The sequence below is a fragment of the Mycobacterium sp. IS-3022 genome (assembly GCF_001500065.1).
In the GTDB taxonomy this organism is placed as follows: Bacteria; Actinomycetota; Actinomycetes; order Mycobacteriales; family Mycobacteriaceae; genus Mycobacterium.
The window spans coordinates 159,603-178,473 of sequence record NZ_LQIN01000002.1 but is presented as its reverse complement, the minus strand read 5'-3'; the positions used below and the strand labels follow the sequence as shown (position 1 = coordinate 178,473).

General features: G+C 67.1%; 14 protein-coding genes and 1 pseudogene. 7 read left to right on the top strand and 8 right to left on the bottom strand.

Translation table 11 applies throughout. The annotated features are described in order from the left end of the window. Positions 1-1,243: 1,243 nt before the first annotated feature. The 3 genes from AU188_RS04145 to AU188_RS04135 form a co-directional block, all read right to left on the bottom strand. A complete protein-coding gene (locus AU188_RS04145; RefSeq protein ID WP_059162452.1) occupies positions 1,244-1,699 on the bottom strand; it encodes a hypothetical protein in 456 nt (151 codons plus the stop codon). Between the two features lie 103 nt (positions 1,700-1,802). Beyond that, positions 1,803-2,669: an alpha/beta fold hydrolase gene (locus AU188_RS04140; RefSeq protein WP_082686472.1), complete on the bottom strand. Its 867-nt coding sequence runs from the start codon at positions 2,667-2,669 to the stop codon at positions 1,803-1,805. Then, positions 2,666-3,238 (bottom strand): TetR/AcrR family transcriptional regulator, encoded by a 573-nt coding sequence (locus AU188_RS04135; RefSeq protein WP_059162451.1) that lies wholly within the window; start codon positions 3,236-3,238, stop codon positions 2,666-2,668. Before AU188_RS04135 ends, AU188_RS04140 begins: the two co-directional genes overlap by 4 nt. Before the next feature lie 103 nt (positions 3,239-3,341). Here AU188_RS04135 and AU188_RS26030 point away from each other — a divergent pair. The 4 genes and pseudogenes from AU188_RS26030 to AU188_RS04120 form a co-directional block, all read left to right on the top strand. Next, positions 3,342-3,472, top strand: a pseudogene (locus AU188_RS26030) (NAD-dependent epimerase/dehydratase family protein); the annotation flags it as partial. Positions 3,473-3,501: 29 nt separating this feature from the next. Further along, positions 3,502-5,715 carry an acyl-CoA dehydrogenase family protein gene (locus tag AU188_RS04130; protein WP_059162450.1) on the top strand — a complete coding sequence of 738 codons (2,214 nt, stop codon included), beginning with the start codon at positions 3,502-3,504 and terminating at the stop codon, positions 5,713-5,715. 18 nt (positions 5,716-5,733) lie between these two features. Beyond that, positions 5,734-6,954 (top strand): thiolase family protein, encoded by a 1,221-nt coding sequence (locus AU188_RS04125; protein WP_059162449.1) that lies wholly within the window; start codon positions 5,734-5,736, stop codon positions 6,952-6,954. 5 nt (positions 6,955-6,959) lie between these two features. Continuing rightward, positions 6,960-7,382, top strand: a complete 423-nt coding sequence (locus AU188_RS04120) for a Zn-ribbon domain-containing OB-fold protein (RefSeq protein WP_059162448.1) — start codon at positions 6,960-6,962, stop codon at positions 7,380-7,382. Positions 7,383-7,534: 152 nt separating this feature from the next. On the opposite strand, the gene AU188_RS04115 is transcribed toward AU188_RS04120, so the two are convergent. Both AU188_RS04115 and AU188_RS04110 read right to left on the bottom strand, forming a co-directional pair. Continuing rightward, positions 7,535-8,170, bottom strand: coding sequence for a TetR/AcrR family transcriptional regulator (locus AU188_RS04115; protein ID WP_059162447.1), 636 nt, complete (start codon positions 8,168-8,170; stop codon positions 7,535-7,537). Then, positions 8,142-9,476 (bottom strand): aromatic ring-hydroxylating oxygenase subunit alpha, encoded by a 1,335-nt coding sequence (locus tag AU188_RS04110; protein ID WP_059162446.1) that lies wholly within the window; start codon positions 9,474-9,476, stop codon positions 8,142-8,144. Before AU188_RS04110 ends, AU188_RS04115 begins: the two co-directional genes overlap by 29 nt. A gap of 90 nt (positions 9,477-9,566) precedes the next feature. Between AU188_RS04110 and AU188_RS04105 the strand changes: the two genes are divergently transcribed. After that, positions 9,567-11,327, top strand: a complete 1,761-nt coding sequence (locus AU188_RS04105) for an N-acyl-D-amino-acid deacylase family protein (protein ID WP_059162445.1) — start codon at positions 9,567-9,569, stop codon at positions 11,325-11,327. 125 nt (positions 11,328-11,452) lie between these two features. Here the strand turns inward: AU188_RS04105 and AU188_RS25210 are convergent, their stop codons facing one another. Both AU188_RS25210 and AU188_RS04095 read right to left on the bottom strand, forming a co-directional pair. Continuing rightward, positions 11,453-13,051, bottom strand: a complete 1,599-nt coding sequence (locus AU188_RS25210) for a hypothetical protein (protein WP_156426571.1) — start codon at positions 13,049-13,051, stop codon at positions 11,453-11,455. A gap of 626 nt (positions 13,052-13,677) precedes the next feature. Next, positions 13,678-15,087, bottom strand: coding sequence for a glycoside hydrolase family 183 protein (locus AU188_RS04095; RefSeq protein ID WP_502687585.1), 1,410 nt, complete (start codon positions 15,085-15,087; stop codon positions 13,678-13,680). A gap of 214 nt (positions 15,088-15,301) precedes the next feature. Here AU188_RS04095 and AU188_RS04090 point away from each other — a divergent pair, with 214 nt between their 5' ends. Both AU188_RS04090 and AU188_RS04085 read left to right on the top strand, forming a co-directional pair. Next, positions 15,302-16,633 carry an APC family permease gene (locus AU188_RS04090; RefSeq protein WP_059162443.1) on the top strand — a complete coding sequence of 444 codons (1,332 nt, stop codon included), beginning with the start codon at positions 15,302-15,304 and terminating at the stop codon, positions 16,631-16,633. A 68-nt stretch (positions 16,634-16,701) separates the two neighbouring features. After that, complete coding sequence (locus AU188_RS04085) at positions 16,702-17,583, top strand: extracellular catalytic domain type 1 short-chain-length polyhydroxyalkanoate depolymerase (RefSeq protein WP_059162442.1); 882 nt, start codon at positions 16,702-16,704, stop codon at positions 17,581-17,583. A 24-nt stretch (positions 17,584-17,607) separates the two neighbouring features. Here the strand turns inward: AU188_RS04085 and AU188_RS04080 are convergent, their stop codons facing one another. Beyond that, on the bottom strand, positions 17,608-18,801 hold the full coding sequence (locus tag AU188_RS04080; protein WP_059162479.1) for a thiolase family protein: 1,194 nt from the start codon (positions 18,799-18,801) through the stop codon (positions 17,608-17,610). Positions 18,802-18,871 lie beyond the last annotated feature (70 nt).

Genomic DNA, 18,871 nt, shown 5'->3' with positions numbered 1-18,871 from the left:
CCATTGGCGCTGCCGTTATTGCGCAAAGGTGCTCGTTGCCAACCGACGCCCAAGTCGCCCCGCTCGAGGCTCTCGCGAGCCCACTGCCACGCCGCGGCCCGGTCGCGATCGGAGATGCCGCGCAGCCGACCGATTCGCAGTTCGTCGGTCAGCAGGATTTGGGGATCGAGGACGACGGCGTCGACGCGGTCGAGGCGCCGAATCGCCTGCGGATCGAGCGCGATGATGTTGTGGTTGTCTGCCAGCCCGCGGGCAAGGGCAGCGGCGAAACCCTCGCGGGCGTTACGCGCGGCTTTGGGCGTGGAGACCACCGCTGCGGTCGCGGCGGTGTTGAGATTGCGACTGAAGAGGCCCACGGCGGCCGCGGCCAGTCCCTGCGCCATGCCGCTGCGGTAAGCGTGTCGCTCGACGGGGCCGGGCGGCGCGGGACAGGGGCGCTGCAGACGTGCACCGATACCGGGATCGTCCGCGTAGCGGGCGATCGCCGGCTCCTGGCGTTCCCAGGCGCGGGAGCCGGCCAGCGCCTCCCCGAGCTGGTAGAGGTGCCGGACCGTCTCGACGGCCAACGATGTTGGGGCCTCCGTCACGGTGTAGACCGCCGCGGCGGCGATCGCGATCGCGGTATCGGCGGCGCTGCGGCCAAGACGTTGTTCGACGACTTCCCGCAGCCGCGGCTGATAATCCACGAGCGTGACCACGGCCGCGAGACCGGCCGGCAACGCCGGCCACATCAACGCGCGGCCGGCCACCGCGGTACACAGACCGACGCCGTTCGCGGTCGCGGCGATGACCTTGCCCGCCAACACGATGCCGTCGGCGGGCAGCTCGGTGGGCAGGCTGTCGGCGTCGGCGCCGACCTCGCCCTCGACCTCCGCGACCAATCCGCACAGCCGCTCCATCGTCGGCCCACGGTCGGAGACGGTGACGATCACCCGGGACAGGGCGTGGTTCAAGCCGACGCTGCTCACCCCGTCCTCGGCGCGGATGGCATCGAGCACCGCTCTACCGAGCGCCTTGCCGTTGTCACCGTCCAGGCCGCGAAGTTCGATCCAGCATCGGTCGCCGTTGCGCCAACACCGCCGGCTAGGCCGGCCCCCGGCGAGCTCTTTGACGGCGACTCCCAGCGCAGTCACGGCTTCGGGCGACGGCAGGGCGCCGGCAAGGGTCCGTGCGGATTCGGCCGCCAACCCGATCGGCGCGGTGACGACCGTCGTGGCGCTTTCGACCAACCTTCCGAGAAGGCTCACTTCTTGGTCGTGCGACGCCCCGCCGTCGCCTTCTTGGCCGGGCGCGACCGACGAGTGTTGGACTTGGTGGCCCTGCGGGTGGTGCTCGTCTTCGAAGCAGCCGAGGTTTTACGCGTGCCATCTGTCGCGGACGGAACTGAGCGCAGAACCGGTTCGGCGTCGCCGGAACCGCCGGCGCGTTGCGAAAGCTGATGTAGCACAAGTGCGGTACCGCCGACTGTCAGCAGTACCGGCCACTCGACGAGCCCGACGGCGCCAATGGCCCCGATGGTGAGTGCGGCCGCTGCCGACGACCGGCTGCCGTTGTCGAGGCCCGTCCGGACGCCGGACGCCGCGCCCTGCAGGGCGCCGACCGCGCCGCTGACGGCGGCACCGCCGATCGCTCCCGCCGCCGCAGTCGTCACATCAGCCGTCTTGGTCACTGCTCGGGTGGCCGCGGAAACGATGTTCATCGGAACTCCTCGCGCTTGTTAACCCTTAGTCAATTACCCGTAAGTAGGCGTTATACACCGCTTCGGTGAACACAGCAGGGCCGGAAAGGACGGGCCCGGTGCGTCAGGTGTGACGAGCGAGGAAGTCGACGACCGCGTCGGCGAACAGGTCGTTGCGGTCGCCGGCGACCATGTGCCCGGCTCCGCCGACGTCGACGAACTCGACCGCGGGGAACCGGGCGAGGAACTCGTCGGCGCGCTGCTGGGTGACGAGATCGCTCATCTGGCCCCGCACCAGCAGCATCGGAATGCCGTTGCGCAGAATCGTTTCAACCGCCGCGTGCATCCTGTCGACCTCGGTCACCTCGATCGGTGGCAGCGCCGCGGTGCCGTCGATGAACTTCGGATCCCAATGCCAATACCAGCGACCGTCGCGCTCGCGCAGGTTGGTGCGCAGCCCGTCGAGATCGGTTGGTCGGGGGCGGTGCGGGTTGTACTGCTGGATCATGTCGGCGACCTCGTCGAGTGACGCGAATCCGGAGGTCATCCGTTCGGCCATGAAGTCGTGGATGCGCGACGCGCCGGACTCGTTCATGTCCGGCACGATGTCGACGAGCACGATCGCGCGCACGGCGTCCGGTACCAGTTCGCCGGCGAGCAGCATCGCTGTGAATCCACCGAGCGAGGCACCGACGATGACGGGCCGATCGGGAAGTCGCCGAAGCACTTCGACGACGTCCTCGGCGAAGGTGGTGACGCGGTAGTCACCGTCGGCCGACCAGTCCGACTCGCCGTGACCGCGGAAGTCGACAGTGACTGCTTGCCAACCGCGTTCGGCCACCGCGGCCGCCGCGCGACCCCAGGATCGTCTCGTCTGACCGCCGCCGTGCAGGAAGACGGCCGCCGGCGCATCGGGGTCGCCGAGACGGTCGGCGACGATCGTCACCCCGTCGGTGCCGACGACGCGCAACACGTCGGGAGACGGCTTCACAGCGCGGCGCCCGCGATGACGGTCCGGGTGATGGTCTCGGCTCGGCTCCGACGGAACGAGCGGCCCTCGCTGAGGATTCCGTAGACGATGCCGCCGACGATGGCGTCGGCCGCCGCTTGCGAGGTGACGGTGTCAAGGCCGTCGGCCGACAGCCGCGCATTGACGCTCTCGTGCAGGGGTGCGCTGAATCCGACTTGCATGCGGGCCTTGATGTCCTCGTGCTCCATCGCCGCCACGGTGAGGATGCGCAGCATGGCGTTCCCCCGTTCGGTGGTGAGTGTCGCCGCCAGTCGGCTGGACCATCGAGTGAGGTCGGCGATGAGGTCGTCGGTGTGGTCGACGGGCCGCAGGATCTTGTCGGCGTCTTCGAGCAGGACGTCGGAGACCAGCGCCGGTCGGCTGGGCCACCAGCGGTAGATCGTCTGTTTCCCGACGCCCGCGCGCGCCGCGACGGCCTCGATGCTCAGACCGTCGAATCCGCGCTCGAGCAGGATCTCCTTCGTGGCGGTGACGATCGCCAGCCGCGACTTCTCGTTGCGCCGGCGGGGAGCGCTCACTGGGGTGGTCATTGCTTACTCCGCATCTGACGGCTTTACAGATGGTGACAGCAACGCCTAATCTTGGCAAGACGAGACGGTCCGTCTCGCTACTGTCGGAAAGAGCGAGAAGTGGATGAAGAAGCTCGTGATCGGCGCCAGCGAATTCCTGGGATCCGAGCGACCAGTTCGACGCGGGATATCGACGGACTACCCATCGAGATTCACCACGGCGACATCTTCGACCTCGAGAGCGTGCATGAGGCGAAAACGCGTCGCACGAGTAGGGCGGCCCGATGACCCTGGCGCTCACCCCTGAACAACGCGAACTCAGCGCCTCGGTCGGCCAGTTCGCCGCACGCCGGGCTCCGATAACCGCCACGCGCGAGGCCTTGGATCTGCTGGCGAAAGGCCACCTTCCGCCGTGGTGGGAGGAATTCTGTGCCAGCGGTTTTCACGCCGTGCACCTGCCGGAGCACTACGGAGGTCAGGGCGGCGAGCTACTGGACGCGGCTTGTGTGCTCGAGGCGGCGGGCAAGGCGGCGCTGCCCGGCCCGCTGTTGCCCACGGTGACGACGGGCGCGGTCGTGTCGCTCGCCGAACGGTCGCCGTCGGCAGAAGCGCTTCTGAGGCGGTTGGCCGGGGGCGTAGCGGCTGTGGTCGTACTGCCGCGGGACTCGCAGTTCACCGCCGGCCGCGACGGCGATCGGTGGCTGGTCTCCGGCAGCTCGGGCTTGGTGTCCGGTTTATGCGCGGCTGCAACTGCTTTGGTGTGTGCTGTCACCGATGACGGGAACACCATCTGGGCCGCCGTCGATACAGCACACTCGGCCGTCGTCGTCGAATCAGTCGCTGGTACCGATCTGTTGACCGACCTCGGCGCGATGCGCCTCACCGGATATCCGGTCGAGCAGGCCGAAGTTCTGCACGGCATCGACGCCGAGCGGGCCGAATACCTCGCCACCGCACTGACCGCGAGCATGGCCGCGGGAATTGCACAGTGGTGCGTGGAAGCCGCGACCGCGCACCTGCACACCCGCGAGCAGTTCGGCAAGCTCATCGGAACATTCCAGGCGCTCCAGCACAACGCGGCGATGCTGTTGGTCAACAGCGAGTTGGCCAGCGCCGCAACGTGGGACGCCGTTCGGGCGGCAGGTGAACCGCCCGACCAGCATCGGGTGGCCGCGGCCGGCGCAGCACTGATGGCGGTTGCGCCGTGCCCGGACCTCGCGCTCGACACGCTGACCATGTTCGGCGCGATCGGTTTCACGTGGGAGCATGACCTACACCTGTACTGGCGACGTGCCACCAGCCTGGCCGCGTCGATCGGGCCGAGAAGCCGCTGGGCCCGGCGACTCGGCGAGGTGACCACCACGCAGCAGCGCGACTTCTCGGTCGACCTGGGCGATGCCGAATCGGAGTTCCGCGCCCGCGTCGCCGCGACGCTGGACGCGGCCGCCGCCTTGCGCAATGACAGGCCGGGACGCCAGGGCGACTACGAGCACTTCGCCGCCGGACCGCAGCGGACGGCGATCGCCGAGGCGGGGCTGATCGCACCGCACTGGCCGCCGCCGTGGGGCATCGACGCCAGCCCGCTTCAGCAGCTGATCATCGACGAGGAATTCGGCAAGCGTCCCGCCGTGGTGCGCCCGTCCCTGGGCATCGCCGAGTGGATCCTGCCGTCACTGATCAAGGCCGGGTCAAAAGCTCTGCAGGAGCGGCTCATTCCGGCAACACAGCGCGGGGAACTCGCATGGTGCCAGCTGTTCAGCGAGCCTGGAGCTGGTTCGGACCTCGCCGCGCTGTCGACGCGGGCGACCAAGGTCGACGGCGGGTGGCGGGTCAGCGGACACAAGATCTGGACGTCGTCAGCGCATCGGGCGGACTTCGGAGCGCTGTTGGCCCGAACAGATCCGGCCGCCGCCAAGCACCGCGGTATCGGCTACTTCATCGTGGACATGCGGTCGGAGGGTATCGAGGTCCAGCCGATCAAGCAGGCCGGCGGCGAGCAGGAGTTCAACGAGGTCTTTCTCGACGACGTGTTCGTGCCCGACGAGATGTTGCTCGGTGAACCCACCGGAGGATGGGCGCTGGCCATCGCCACGATGGCCGAGGAGCGCTCGGCCATCAGTGGTTACGTCCAGTACGACCGGGCGGCACCGCTGCGTCGGCTCGCCGCAGAAGAGGAGCGCGACGACGTTGTGCGTGAACTCGGCGAGCTGGACGCGTACGCCAACGCGATCAAGGCGCTGGGCGTGCGGGAAACCATCCGGTTGCTCGAAGGGCAGGGCTCGGGGCCGGCCTCCAGTATCGCCAAGGTCGCGATGAACGTACTTCTGCGCCGGACATTTGCGGCCACGCTGGGGTCGACGGGCCGGCTCGCGATGGCCATCGACTCCGACGTTGTGCAGCCTTATCTACGCGTGCCGGCGGAGCTGATCGGCGGAGGCACCAAGGAAATTCAGCTGAACATCATCGCTCAGATGATTCTCGGTCTTCCGCGCAAGTAACTAATCGAAGGGCAGCACATGGGATTACGCGGCGAAGCAGCGATCGTCGGATTTGTCGAACTACCGCCCGAGCGGATGAATCAGGCTGCAGCAAGTGGTAGACCCGCGCCGTTCACCCTCGAGCAGTGGGCCGAACTCGGTGCCGCCGCACTGGCTGATGCCGGGCTGTCGGGTGAACTCGTCAATGGCATCGTCACCTCGCACCTGGCCGAGTCGGAGATCTTCGTGCCTTCGACCATCGCCGAATACCTCGGGGTGGGCGCCAACTTCGCGGAGCTCGTGGATCTCGGCGGGGCCAGCGCCGCAGCCATGGTGTGGCGGGCGGCCGCCGCCGTCGAACTCGGCATTTGTGACGTGGTGCTGTGTGCGCTGCCTGCCCGCTACATCACGCCGACGTCGGACAAGAAGCCGAAACCGTTGGTGGACGCCGTGTTCTTCGGGTCGTCGAGCAATCAGTACGGTTCCCCACAGGCCGAATTCGAGATCCCGTACGGCAACCTGGGCCAGAACGGTCCATACGGTCAGGTTGCCACCCGCTACGGCGCGGTGTACGGCTACGACGAGCGGGCGATGGCCAAGATCGTCGTGGACCAGCGGGTCAACGCCAACCACACCGACGGAGCGATCTGGAAAGACAAGCCGCTCACCGTTGATGACGTGCTCGCCAGCCCGGTGATCGCCGACCCGCTGCACATGCTCGAGATCGTCATGCCATGCGTCGGCGGCGCCGCGGTGGTGATCGCCAACGCCGACGTCGCCAAGCGGGCCCGCAACCGGCCGGTGTGGGTCAAAGGCTTCGGCGAGCACGTGCCGTTCAAGACGCCGACGTACGCCGCCGACCTGCTGCACACCCCGATCGTCGAAGCCGCTGAAACCGCCTTCGCGATGACCGAACTCACCCGCGACGACATGGACATGGTGTCGATCTACGACTGCTACACGATTACCGTGCTGCTGTCGCTGGAGGATGCCGGCTTCTGTGACAAGGGCAAGGGCATGCAGTTCGTCGCCGACCACGACTTGACGTTCCGCGGCGATTTCCCACTCAACACCGCGGGCGGCCAGCTCGGCTTCGGTCAGGCGGGATTGGCGGGTGGCATGCACCATGTCTGCGACGCCACCCGACAGATCATGGGCCGTGCCGTCGCCGCGCAAGTCACCGACTGCAACCGCGCGTTCGTGACGGGCAACGGTGGGATCCTGTCCGAGCAGACCGCGCTGATCCTCGAAGGAGACTGACAGCCATGACCACCTTCGAAAGACCGATGCCGGTCGAAACGCCGACCACTGCGCCGTTTTGGCACGCGCTGAGGCGACACCGCATCGTGATCCAGTACTCGCCGTCAGCGGACGCCTATGTCTTCTACCCGAGGGTGCGGGTCCCGCGCACGCTCTCCGACGATCTCGAGTGGCGCGAGATCTCGGGCATGGGCACGCTCTACACCTACACGGTGGCGCGCCGCCCGGTCGGGCCGCATTTCGTCGACGCGGTACCGCAACTGCTCGCGATCGTCGAATGGGATGAGGGACCACGCTTCTCGACCGAGCTCGTCAATGTCGACCCTGCGGACCTGAAGGTGGGCATGCGGGTACGGCCGGTGTTCTGCGACTACCCGGAACACGATGTCACGATGCTGCGCTACGAGCCTGCCGAGCCGCCGCGCTAATGCGTTCAGGGGAGAGCTGCGCCGAGTGTGCGGCGGCTCCTACGGTCGAGATTGCACTGAGGGTCGTGGGTGGTCGTCGCAGCCCTGAGTGCAATCTCGTCCATAGCATTGCCAGGCAATACGACGGCCGGTTGCGCCCGCTGTCGGATCAACTAGTTCGTCCGCCGCAGCGGCGCCAGCAGCGCATCCAACGCGTAGGCGAACACGGCGTCGTAGTCGGTCGGCGATTGCAGTGCCTCGACCAGCGCCCGGTCGGGCCATTCGTCGGTCCACAGCGATGGGTCCTCCTCGTCGTGCTTCTCGCCGCGCACGGCCGAGAACTGCATCACCGCAGACGATATGACGTGCACCTCCACCGAGCGCAGCACCAGCGCGGCGTCGGTTCCCGTGACGCCCACCTCGGCGAGCTGCGTCGCCAACGCCTGCTGAACCGGCAGGAACAATCGCGGCGTCTTGTCGCGCTCGTGTGCGATCGCAAGCAGGTGTTGCCGGTCGATGAGCACGCGCCGCTGAGCGTGCGCAAGCGAGGCGATGCGGTCGACGGCGGTGTCGCCCTCGGCCGGGAGATGCGCCATCTCGTCGACCAGCCGGTCCACCAGGCTGTCGAACAGCTTGTCCCGTCCTCCGACATGCCAGTAGATCGACGTCACCGCCACGCCGAGGGCGTCCGCCAAGCCACGCATCGAGAAGGCCTGCACGCCATCTGTTTCTAGCATCCGCGCCGCCGTGTCGAGGACCACCGCCGCGCTGATCGCTTCCTTACCGGTCGGGCGGGTCAACGGGTTCACCCCCGCTCATCCGGTCGGACTGCGGCAGGTCGAGGTAGCGCTCCAGGTTGCGGTGCATGTTGATCAAACGACGCTCCTCGCTGGACAGTGTCAGGTGGGTGAAGCCGGGCTGATGCAGACCCCGCTGGAGTCCGGCCAGCACCGAGATGTCCTGAGTGAGAACTAGTCCCGGGTGCGCCTCGGCCGCGGTCATGCGCACATCGACGGGCTTGGCGCGCGGGGCGCCCGGCGGCATCCGCGTCCACAACAGCATCACCAGCTCGCCGCGGTCGGGGTCGGGGCCCGGATGCGACGTCATCACCGTCAGATGGTCGGCGTTCATCAGCAGCGTCATGTTCGGGAACACGTTGTACTGGTGCAGACGCATCAACTGGTCGGTTGTGGCCCAGCTGAGATCGACGCCGCGTGAGGCGGCGAACGCGCGGGTTCGCGCGGCGATGACATCGGCCACCGACGCGCCGGGTTCGCGCTCATCGGGCAGCGGGGTGCCCTCTTCGACGCCCATCAGCGCTCCCTGGGTACTGACATAGGCGTCCCACACGTCCCTGTCGGTCAGCCGCTCGGTGAGATGTGGGCTCGGGACGCCGTAGAGCTGTTCCGATTTACCGGTGTGCCCCCAAATCGTCTGCGGCGCAAACACATCGTCCATGCACCGGTGCAGTTCCGGATGCAGGGTCTGGATGTGGTAGGTCTCGCTGTATCCGTCGGCGATCGTCTTCCAGTTCGCGTCGACCTCGATCGTCATGGTGGCGTAGCAACGAAAGTCGCCGAGCCCGCACCACTCGACGTCACCAGGTATCGCTTCCAGATAGTCGAGCAGTGGCATCGCATCGATATCGAGGTTGATGAAGACCAGCCGTTCCCACGTGTCGACGGCGGCGGGCACCAGCGGGAAGTCAGCCATGCGCAGCGCGCCGAAGCCTTTGCGGTTCGGCACCCGCCGCAGGGCACCGGCGAGATCCCAAGTCCACCCGTGGTATCCGCACCGCAGTTCGCGCAAGCCCGCACCGGAGCCCGAGCACACTGAGTTGCCGCGGTGGCGACACACGTTCTGGAAGGCGCGCAACGTTCCGTCGTCGCCGCGCACGACGAGCACCGAGTAGCGCCCGCACCGGTATTCGAAGTAGTCGCCGGGCTCGGCGACATGGTCGATGGTGCAGGCCAGCTGCCAGACCCGCGGCCACATCCGCTCGGCCTCGAGTTGCGCGAACGCCGGCGAGTAGTACCGCTCGGCGGGCACCAGGGTCGGCCGCGCCGGCGGCGTGCCGATCGCATCCTCGCGCCGAACGCTCTGCGTGTGCGTCACGAAATGTTCCCTCCAAGTCGGCGCTACTACTCTGTAACGGTGTTACAGTGCGAATCCTAACGGCCCGCACCCGCATTCGGAGGAGCAATCGTGTACGACCTCAAGATCACCGGAGGAACCGTCGTCGACGGTACGGGCGCGCCGCGGTTCGACGCCGACGTCGCCGTCAAGGACGGCAAGATCGTCGAGCTCCGTCGCCGCGGCCCGGGCGATCCGCCGCTGGACGGCCCGGCCGCCGAGACCATCGACGCGACCGGGAAGATCGTCGCTCCCGGCTTCGTCGACATCCACACGCACTACGACGGTCAGGTCAGTTGGGATAGCACGCTCGAGCCCTCCAGCGGCCACGGAGTGACCACCGTCGTCACCGGTAACTGCGGTGTCGGGTTCGCGCCGGTGCGGCCGGGCAAGGAAGATTGGCTGATCGGCTTGATGGAAGGCGTCGAGGACATTCCCGGCACCGCCCTCACCGAGGGCATCTCGTGGGGGTGGGAGAGCTATCCCGAATATCTCGACGTCGTCGGAAAGCAGGAATTCGCGATCGACGTCGGCAGTCAGATCGCGCACGGCGCGGTTCGGGCGTATGCAATGGGCGAGCGCGGCGCCCGAAACGAGCCCGCCACGCCCGACGACATCGCCGCCATGGCCCGTCTGGTGCAGGAAGGCATCGAGGCGGGCGCGCTGGGGTTCTCGACGTCGCGGACCCTGGGCCACCGCGCCATCGACGGCGAGCCGGTGCCGGGAACTTTCGCCGCCGAGGACGAACTGTTCGGACTCGGTCGCGCCATGGCCGCAGGCGGGCGGGCGGTCTTCGAGTTGGCGCCCCAAGGCGTCGCGGGTGAGGACATCATCGCGCCGAAGAAGGAATTGGAGTGGATGAAGCGCCTCGCCGCGGAGATCGACCGGCCGATCTCGTTCGGGATGATCCAGGTCGACGCGGCGCCCGATCTGTGGCGCGAACAATTGGACATCTCGGCCGAAGCGCATGCGGCGGGCAGCCAGCTGTACCCGCAGATCGCGGCGCGCCCATTCGGGATGCTGTTCGGATTCCCGGGCCATCACGCGTTCACCCACCGGCCGACCTTCCGCCGGCTGAAGGCCGAATGCAGTCGGGAAGAGTTGGCGCAGCGCCTGGCCGATCCGGCGGTCAAGTCCGCGATTCTGGCCGAAGAGGACTTGCCGCCCGACCCGAATGTGTTGTTCGACAACATGTTCGCGCTCGTGCAGTACTCACTCGGGCGCATCTATGCGTTGGGCGATCCACCGGACTACGAGCCGACAGTCGAACGCACCGTCGAGAACATCGCCAGTGACCGTGGCGAAGACCCGTTGTCGACGCTCTATGACCTGATGCTCGAGGACAACGCGACGGCCATGCTGATGCTGCCGTTCTACAACTACTTCTACGGTAACCACGACGCCATCCGGGAGATGTTGCTGCATCCGGCCGGCGTGGTCGGGTTGTCTGACGGCGGCGCGCACTGCGGCATGATCTGCGACGCGTCGTATCCGACGTTCTTGCTTACGCACTGGGCGCGTGATCGCCACCGCGGAGAGAAGCTGCCGCTGGAATACTTGGTGCGCAAGCAATCCCACGACACGGCTCAACTGTTCGGGCTCACCGATCGGGGCGTCATTCAAACCGGCAAGAAGGCCGACATCAACGTCATCGATATGGCGTCGCTGACCTTGCACCCGGCGAAAATGGCGTACGACCTGCCAGCCGGCGGCCAGCGCCTCGTTCAGGGCGCCAGCGGCTACAGCGCGACGATCGTCAGTGGCGTCGTGACCCGTCGTGACAGCGTGGACACGGGCGCGCGTCCCGGTCGGTTGGTGCGCGGCGCCCGCTGAGCAGGTCCCTGTGGCGCCTCTGCCGCGCGAGCAGCGAAAAGCGATGCAGCTGTACTGATCCCGGATTCGCCCATGTACGAGAGACGGCCCCCTCGTTGCCGAGGGGGCCGCCACTTTGAATGTACTCAGCTGCCGGAGCCGCCGCCCGAGCCGGAGCCCGAGCCCGAGCCGGAGCCGCTACCCGAGCCGCCGCCGGAGCCGGAGCTCGAGCCGCTACCCGTGCCCGGTCCGGTGCCTGAGCCGGCGCCGGAACCGTTGCCCGAGCCGCTGCCGGAGCCGCTGCCCGAGCCGCTGCCCGAGCCGGTGCTGGAGCCGTTGCCGGTGCTGGAGCCGTTGTCGGTGCCGGACCCGTTGCCCGAGCCAGTGCCGTTGCCCGAGCCGGTGCCGTTGCCCGAGCCGGTGCCGCTGCCCGAGTTGGAGGTGCTGTTCGAGCCCGTTCCGGTGCTGTTGTTCGAGCCCGTCCCGTTGCCCTCGCCCCTGCTCGTGCTGATGCCCGACGTGTTGCTGCCGGTTCCGGTGCTGGTATTGCTGCCCGTGCCCGTGCCCGTGCCCGTGCCCGTGCCCTCGCCTTCGCCGGCGTCCTCACCTTCGCCCGTGCCGGTGCTTTCGCTTTCGCCAGTGCCCTCGCCTTCGCCGGTGCTTTCGCTTTCGCCAGTGCCCTCGCCTTCGCCGGTGCTTTCGCTTTCGCCTTCGCCGGTGCCGGTTCCTTCACCGGAACCTTCGCCGGTGCCGGTTCCTTCACCGGAACCTTCGCCGGTGCCTTCATTGGAACCTTCGCCGGTGGCTTCGTTGCCGACGTTGATCGCAAAGGCGTCACCACCGCCGAAGCTGAACTCGGACGGGCCCCCTTGTACGCCGAAGGTCGACTCAGTCGGAGCAGGGGGCTTGATTGCCTCGGCAATCTGGTTGGGCAGCGTGACCGCAAGGTAGGAGATGAGACCACGGTCGAGCAGACCCTGCCACTCTGAGGGAGAGGTGGCCGGCGTGAATCCATTGACAAGCGCGTTGATCGCCAGCACCGGCAGGTTCACCAGGTTGGCGGCAGCGTCCTCAAAATTCCCCGCCTCCAACGCGGCCCGCGTTGCGTCAAGCAGCTCGGCTGACTGAAGGATCCCGCCGAGCACTGGTTCGAAAATGGCCTTGGTGAGCCCGAACTCGGACACGACGTTGAGCAGATCGTCCAGTTTCTCCGTGCCCGGGAGGGCATCCACGAACTGCCCGGGGATGGAAAAGATCGGAATCAGCGGTCGTATCCCGCCCAATACCCTGAGCACGAACCAGCCGTTGATCTCGGAGAACGCTTCAACGAACTGTCCCTGCGACAGGTACGTGAGTGACTCGGTCACCACGCCCGGGAACTGCTCAGCCGCCGTCGCCAGTCCGTTGACGGTGTCCGACAGGGCCTTACTGATCACCGGCCCGAAGTTCGAGTTGAAATTGACGAACTGTTCCAGCAGAGGACCCGGGTTGAGAGTGTTCTGAATCAGGACGTTCGCGACTTCGTGGAAGATATAGCCGGTGCTCAGCGCCTCCGCAAGGTTGCCGGCCGCGTCCGTGGAGCCTTCGGTCAGGGCCCCCAAGCTTGCGAACGTGTTGGCGATGGTCTGCTGCCACACGACGAGCGGATTGGTGGCCGCCGTGAGCTGGACCGCCGCCTGTGCCACGCGCTCCTGGATGTCCTGAATATTGGGCGTCGGTGGTGCTACGGGGCTGACCGCGATCACGCCGGCACTTGCCATCGCGACGCCAGCAACCAACAACTTGGAGCTGCGGCGAGTCGACGGTGAGTAACTAGGCGAGAGATCGTAAACCGGCGAGTCGGCATGAACTGCGAGTTGCACGTTGTCTCCTGTTGTGCCTGTGAATTTGCCAGATGGCTGCTGAAGATTAGCTGAGGCTAACCTTAGGCGCAAGTGGTTCGCTGAACTAATCAGGACGTAGCTTGGGGGTCGACCCGACGACCGCGCGGGGGGCTAGAGGCATTGATGTCGCTGCTGAACCACGGTAATTGCCAAATCACGAAGCGACCGAGCGGAAATTTACACCAGAGTCACTCGTCGTAGGTAGCTACGTTCTCCCGCGGGGGCGTGACCTTCGCCACGTCAAGGCTCACGCTCTGCTGCCAGTGAGTAATCAAGTTGCTGCGGTGCTGTTCGACATCTCGGTGCGGGGTTACCAACCCAGGGGAAGGACTTAGCCTTACGCCCAACCGCCCCACTCAGGCACCCGAGGTAAGCAAAGTGATCGGTGACGCTCTATGATCTTCCGCCCCGTCCGGCTGCACGCTGTAGCCGACCGACGACAGGTGCCGAGACGTGGCGCCGTCAGAGGTGAGCCGCAATGGTCAGGGTCACGGCAGTACGGTGCGCATCAACATCACGTTGTAAGCCGACCACAACGACAGGTTGTAATACAGTTCCTTGCCGGTCGACCACGGATGCAGGAACGGCGCGTAGATGCCGCCGGGGATCTCCGCGGAGCGCACCAGCAACTGCTCGGGCCCCCACGGTCCCTGCGGGGCGGGCGCCGTCCGCGCGACGACATCGTTGGCGCCGTTGCAGTACACCACCAGGTACTGCTTGAGATAGTTGTTGAATTGGACGGACATTTCTCCAACCGGACCGGGGATCACCGAGGTGGCCGCTCCGGGATCCCTTGGCACCCAAGCGTTCTGCTCGGCGTTCCAGTACTCGTATCGATTGGGGTCGGGTACCGCCCCCTGCGGAACACGCGACACGTACGCGGCACCGCCGCGACCCGCTGGTGTCCCGAACATGTAGAGGTAGGGGTCGTTCGGACCGGGCCGAAGAAACGCGGCCTGTTGGAAGTTCTCGTTGCCGCGGACATAGGCCGCCCCTTCGACGCCGCCCTCGCGAGGTGTGCGCACGCTGCCGGGGTAGACACCCCAACGCTCGCCGTTGTCTGGAGAGACTGCGATCGCCGAGAAGTTCGTTGTCCACCGCCCGTCGCTGTCCCAGCTCTTGATGGACATGAAATTCACGTACTGCTTGCCGCCGACGGCGATGCCCGCGGTCGGGATGATGCCCTTCTCGCTGTCCGCCCACTTGGTGCTGTTGATGATCTGCTTGGAGAGACCCGGCGCCCACAGCGGGGAACCGGAGTATCGGTTGGCGAGCACGCCGTCGGGTATTGCGATCGTCTTGGCGAGTGCGCCGTCCTGGGTACGGAACAGTGTGTTGTACCGCCACTGCTGACCGCGCACGCTGCAGTAGCCGTAGGTGTCGCCGAAGGCCATCAGCACCTGGCGATTGCCGGGATCGCCGTTGTCCCACATGATCCCGAGGTCGGTGCCGGTGATCGCGAACCGCCCGACGGTGTTGTTCGGGCTCTCCGGCCCGGTCACCCAGCCGACGAGCGTCGTGCCCGGCGGAGCAGGTGGTGGGGGCGGCGTCGGGGCTGCGGCGGCCGGAACCTGTTGAGCCGCAGGTTGGTCGGCGGTCGGCGGGGGCGGGCTCGGCCGCACGTCTGCCTGCTGCTGCACGGTCGCGGAACGGGGCGACAGCGAGTTGAGGATCTCTGCGGGCAGCCGCCCGAGGCGAGGCGAGGGCGCCTCCTCGTTGGTGCCGCGCGGCCGGTGGCCGACCGGTGGCCCGCCCGGCAGCGCTGGCGTTGCCTCGGCGTTCGGTGCGGCGGGTGGTTGGGCGGCCGCCGCGGCACCGGTGCAGGGTTCGGCCGTCGCCGGCGCGGCCACGCCCACCACGAAGCTCAACCCGATCACGGCTGCCGATGCCACCGACATGGAAGTGATTCGCGGACGCGGCGACATGTCACACCTTTCTGAAGGCGGACGTCAGGCAGACGTCTGCGATGGGCGGATGTGACGTTAGTGAACAAAGTGACTCTTGTGATCTTCGTGCACGGATGGGTATCCATCCGTGACCGTGTCGCAACCAAGGGCTTCGGCACAGCTGCGCGCGGTGTGCTTACCGGTCTCGCCGGGTACCAACAGCGGCATGACCACCGCGGCGAAGGCGCACACCAGCGATTCCGACGAGTCGACCGGAGGCAGGCTCAAACGGCGCATCACCGGCCCGCTGCTGTTTCTGTTCATCCTCGGCGACGTGCTCGGTGCCGGCATCTACGCGCTGATGGGGGTGTTGGCCGGGGACGTCGGAGGGGTGTTGTGGGCGCCGCTGCTCGTGGCACTGTTGCTCGCGCTGCTCACGGCCGGCTCCTACGCCGAACTCGTGACCAAGTATCCGAAGGCTGGTGGCGCAGCGGTGTTCGCAGAGCGCGCGTTCGGCCGACCCGCGCTGTCGTTCCTGGTGGGGTTCTGCATGCTCGCCGCCGGTGTGACCAGCGCGGCCGGCTTGGCGCTGGCCTTCGCCGGTGACTACCTCGCGACGTTCGTCGACATCCCGGCCGTGCCTGCCGTGATCGCGTTTCTTGCGCTGATCGCCTGCCTCAACGCCCGGGGCATCAGCGAGTCGGTCAAGAGCAACGTGGTCATGACGGTTATCGAATTGACCGGTCTGCTGATCGTCATCATCGCGGTCTCGGTCATGGTCGGCGCCGGCCGCGGTGACGTCGGCAGGGTCAGCCAGTTCCCCGACGGCGCGACGCCGGCGCTGGCGATCCTCGGCGCGGCGATCGTCGCGTACTACTCGTTCGTCGGCTTCGAGACCTCGGCCAACGTCGCCGAGGAGATCCGCAACCCGAGCAAGGTGTACCCCGCCGCCCTGTTCAGCGCGCTCGTCACCGCCGGTGTCCTCTACGCACTGGTCGGGCTGGCGAGCGCGACGGCGTTGCCCGCCAATGAGCTGTCGAAGTCCTCGGGACCGTTGCTCGAAGTGGTGCAGGCGGCAGGTGTGGGCGTGCCCGACTGGTTCTTCAGCGCGGTCGCGCTGGTCGCGGTGGCCAACGGCGCGCTGCTCACGATGATCATGGCCAGCAGGCTCACCTACGGCATGGCAGAGCACGGCCTGCTGCCCAGCGTTCTCGCCCGCGTGCTGCCGCGCCGGCGCACCCCGTGGACGGCGATCGTGGCGACGACCGCGGTCGCCATGTTGCTCAGCCTGATCGGCGATCTGTCCACGCTCGCCGAGACAGTGGTTCTGCTGTTGTTGGTCGTGTTCATCTCGACGAACGTGGCGGTGCTGGTGCTGCGCCGAGACCGCATCGAACATCCGCACTTCCAGGTGTGGACGGCGGTGCCGGTGCTCGGCGTGGCGTCGTGCGTGCTGCTGCTGACCCAACAGACCGCGAAGGTGTGGCTCTACGGCGCGATCCTGGTGGCGGTGGGCGCGGTTCTTCATCTGGCGGCCCGCGGGGCGATGCGACGCTGACGACAAGGAAGAACTGCGTTCGCGCGCATTGGGTTACACCGGTGCATTACGTTCGCGGTCAACAGCTGATGCAGGGGGTGGACAAGGTGGTCATCCGGACGACGGCCGTCCTGACAGTTCTGGTCTGTCTTTTGGGCTACGGCGGTGGACGGGCGTCAGCGTTCCCCGGGGGCGACGCCGCTGGCGCGCTGATGATCGGCGGAGTGAACCGCACGTATCAGGTGCACGCCCCGCCCGGCCTCGATCGTCCGGCCGGGCTCGTGCTCAACTTGCACGGCGCCGGGATGACCGGACCCGCGCAGGCCGCGGCGACCAACTACAACGCGATCGCCGATCAGTACGGCTTCGTCGTGGCCTATCCCGACGGCGTCGATCTCAGCTGGGCCGATGGGCGCGGCGCCTCCATTCCCGACCGACAAGGCGTCGACGACGTGGGTTTCCTTGTCGCACTTGTAGATCGACTCCGTCAGGAGTATGGCGTCGCCCCCGGCCGCGTGTTCGCCACCGGGACGTCGGCGGGCGCCTTCATGGCGTCGCGGCTGGCGTGCGAACGCGCCGACGTCTTCGCCGCCGTGGCACCCGTCGCGGGCACGTTGGCGGCGGGACTCCCGTGTGCGCCGTCGCAACCGGTTTCAGTGCTGGCGGTGCACGGAACGGCGGACCCGGTCGTACCGTTCGGCGGTGGACCGATGGTCGGCCGCGGGGGACCCAGCGAGATCGTGGCGGCGCCGGCGATGGCGCAGCGGTGGCGCGAGGTGAACGGTTGCCCACCGCCGGTCGACGAAGTACAGGGAAGCGTGCACCGGTTCACGGCCGCCGGCTGCGCGGGTGGAACCGAGGTGGTGTTCGTGCAGATCGACGGAGGTGCTCACGTCTGGCCGGGCGGTCCATTCGCCCCGTTCGACGCGTCGCAGTCCACCGGCCAGTTCTTCGCAAGTCACGGCCGGTGATTCTCGGCCGCCCCGGGCCCAGCCTCAGCAGGTCAACAGCAGACACCCGGCGATCGGTCCGCCGCCGGCCGCGGCGACGGCCACCTCTGGGCGACGCGCGAGTTGCCGGTCACCGGCCTGCCCGCGAAGCTGCAGACACGCCTCGTGCAGCAGCCAGTAACCGTGCATGCGGCCTGCTGACAGTTGACCTCCGTAGGTGTTGAGGGGCAGTGCCCCGTCGAGCGCGATCCGGGACGCCCCTTCGACGAACGGGCCCGCCTCGCCCTCCCCGCACAGCCGCAGCGCCTCCAGCCAGGCGAATGTGAGAAAAGTGAATCCGTCGTAGAGTTCGGCCACGTCGACGTCGGATGGAGCCAAGTCGGTGCGCGACCACATGTCGTCCGCGGCTTCGGTGGACGCCATCTTCGGAAAGTCGTCGCGGTGAAACCATCCACCTGAACCATAGGCTCCGCCAACGGCTTGCACGCCCACTGCAGGGTTTGGGCAGTCCGGCGCGAAGTCGGCATGGGAGATCACGAACGCGATCGATCCGTCGACCGGCACGTCGCAGTCGAACAACCCGAACGGTGTGGACACCGACCGCGACGCCAGATACTCGTCCATCGTCATCGGATCTCGGTAAACGGCAAGCGGATTGAGCCCGGCATTGCGCCTGCTGTTGATCGCCAACCAACCCAGCTGTTCCTTCGTCGTCCCGTACAGCTCCATGTGCCGCCTGCAGTGCAGTGCCAGCCAGTTCGCCGCCGAGTAGGCGTGCGCGGCGAGCAGCTCATCGATGTCGTCGAACGGTCCGAGCCTTCGCCGTGCTCCGGCCTTGCGTGGCTCGATGGGCGGGTTGGCCAGCGGGTTGGGCTCGGAAGTTGGCGAGGGTTGTGTCATCGTCCCGCCGAGCATCTGCACGGTCCGGTAGACCAGAACATGCCGGGCGCGCCGTTCGGATACTGCCAACATCGCCGACATCACCGGCGTGAGCACACCACCGGTGGGAAACCCATATCCTTGATCGGTGGCCCGATTGCCAAGCGCCGCAACGACGTCGGCCACCGGTGTGTCGCCGAATGTGACGACTCCGTCGATATCGTCGGCGGTCAGGCCGGCATCGGTGATCGCGGCCCGAACCGCCTCCATCGTAAGATCCAGTCCGGGGATTCCGGTGCGCCTTCCGATGCGGGAGATACCGAGGCCGCTGAAGATCGCGTCTTTCTCGAAGGTGCTCAACCCGCCACCGTCCCGTCGTCGCGCTTCGACTTCCGCGACGCGGAAATCTGTCTGTGACATCAATCAGTGC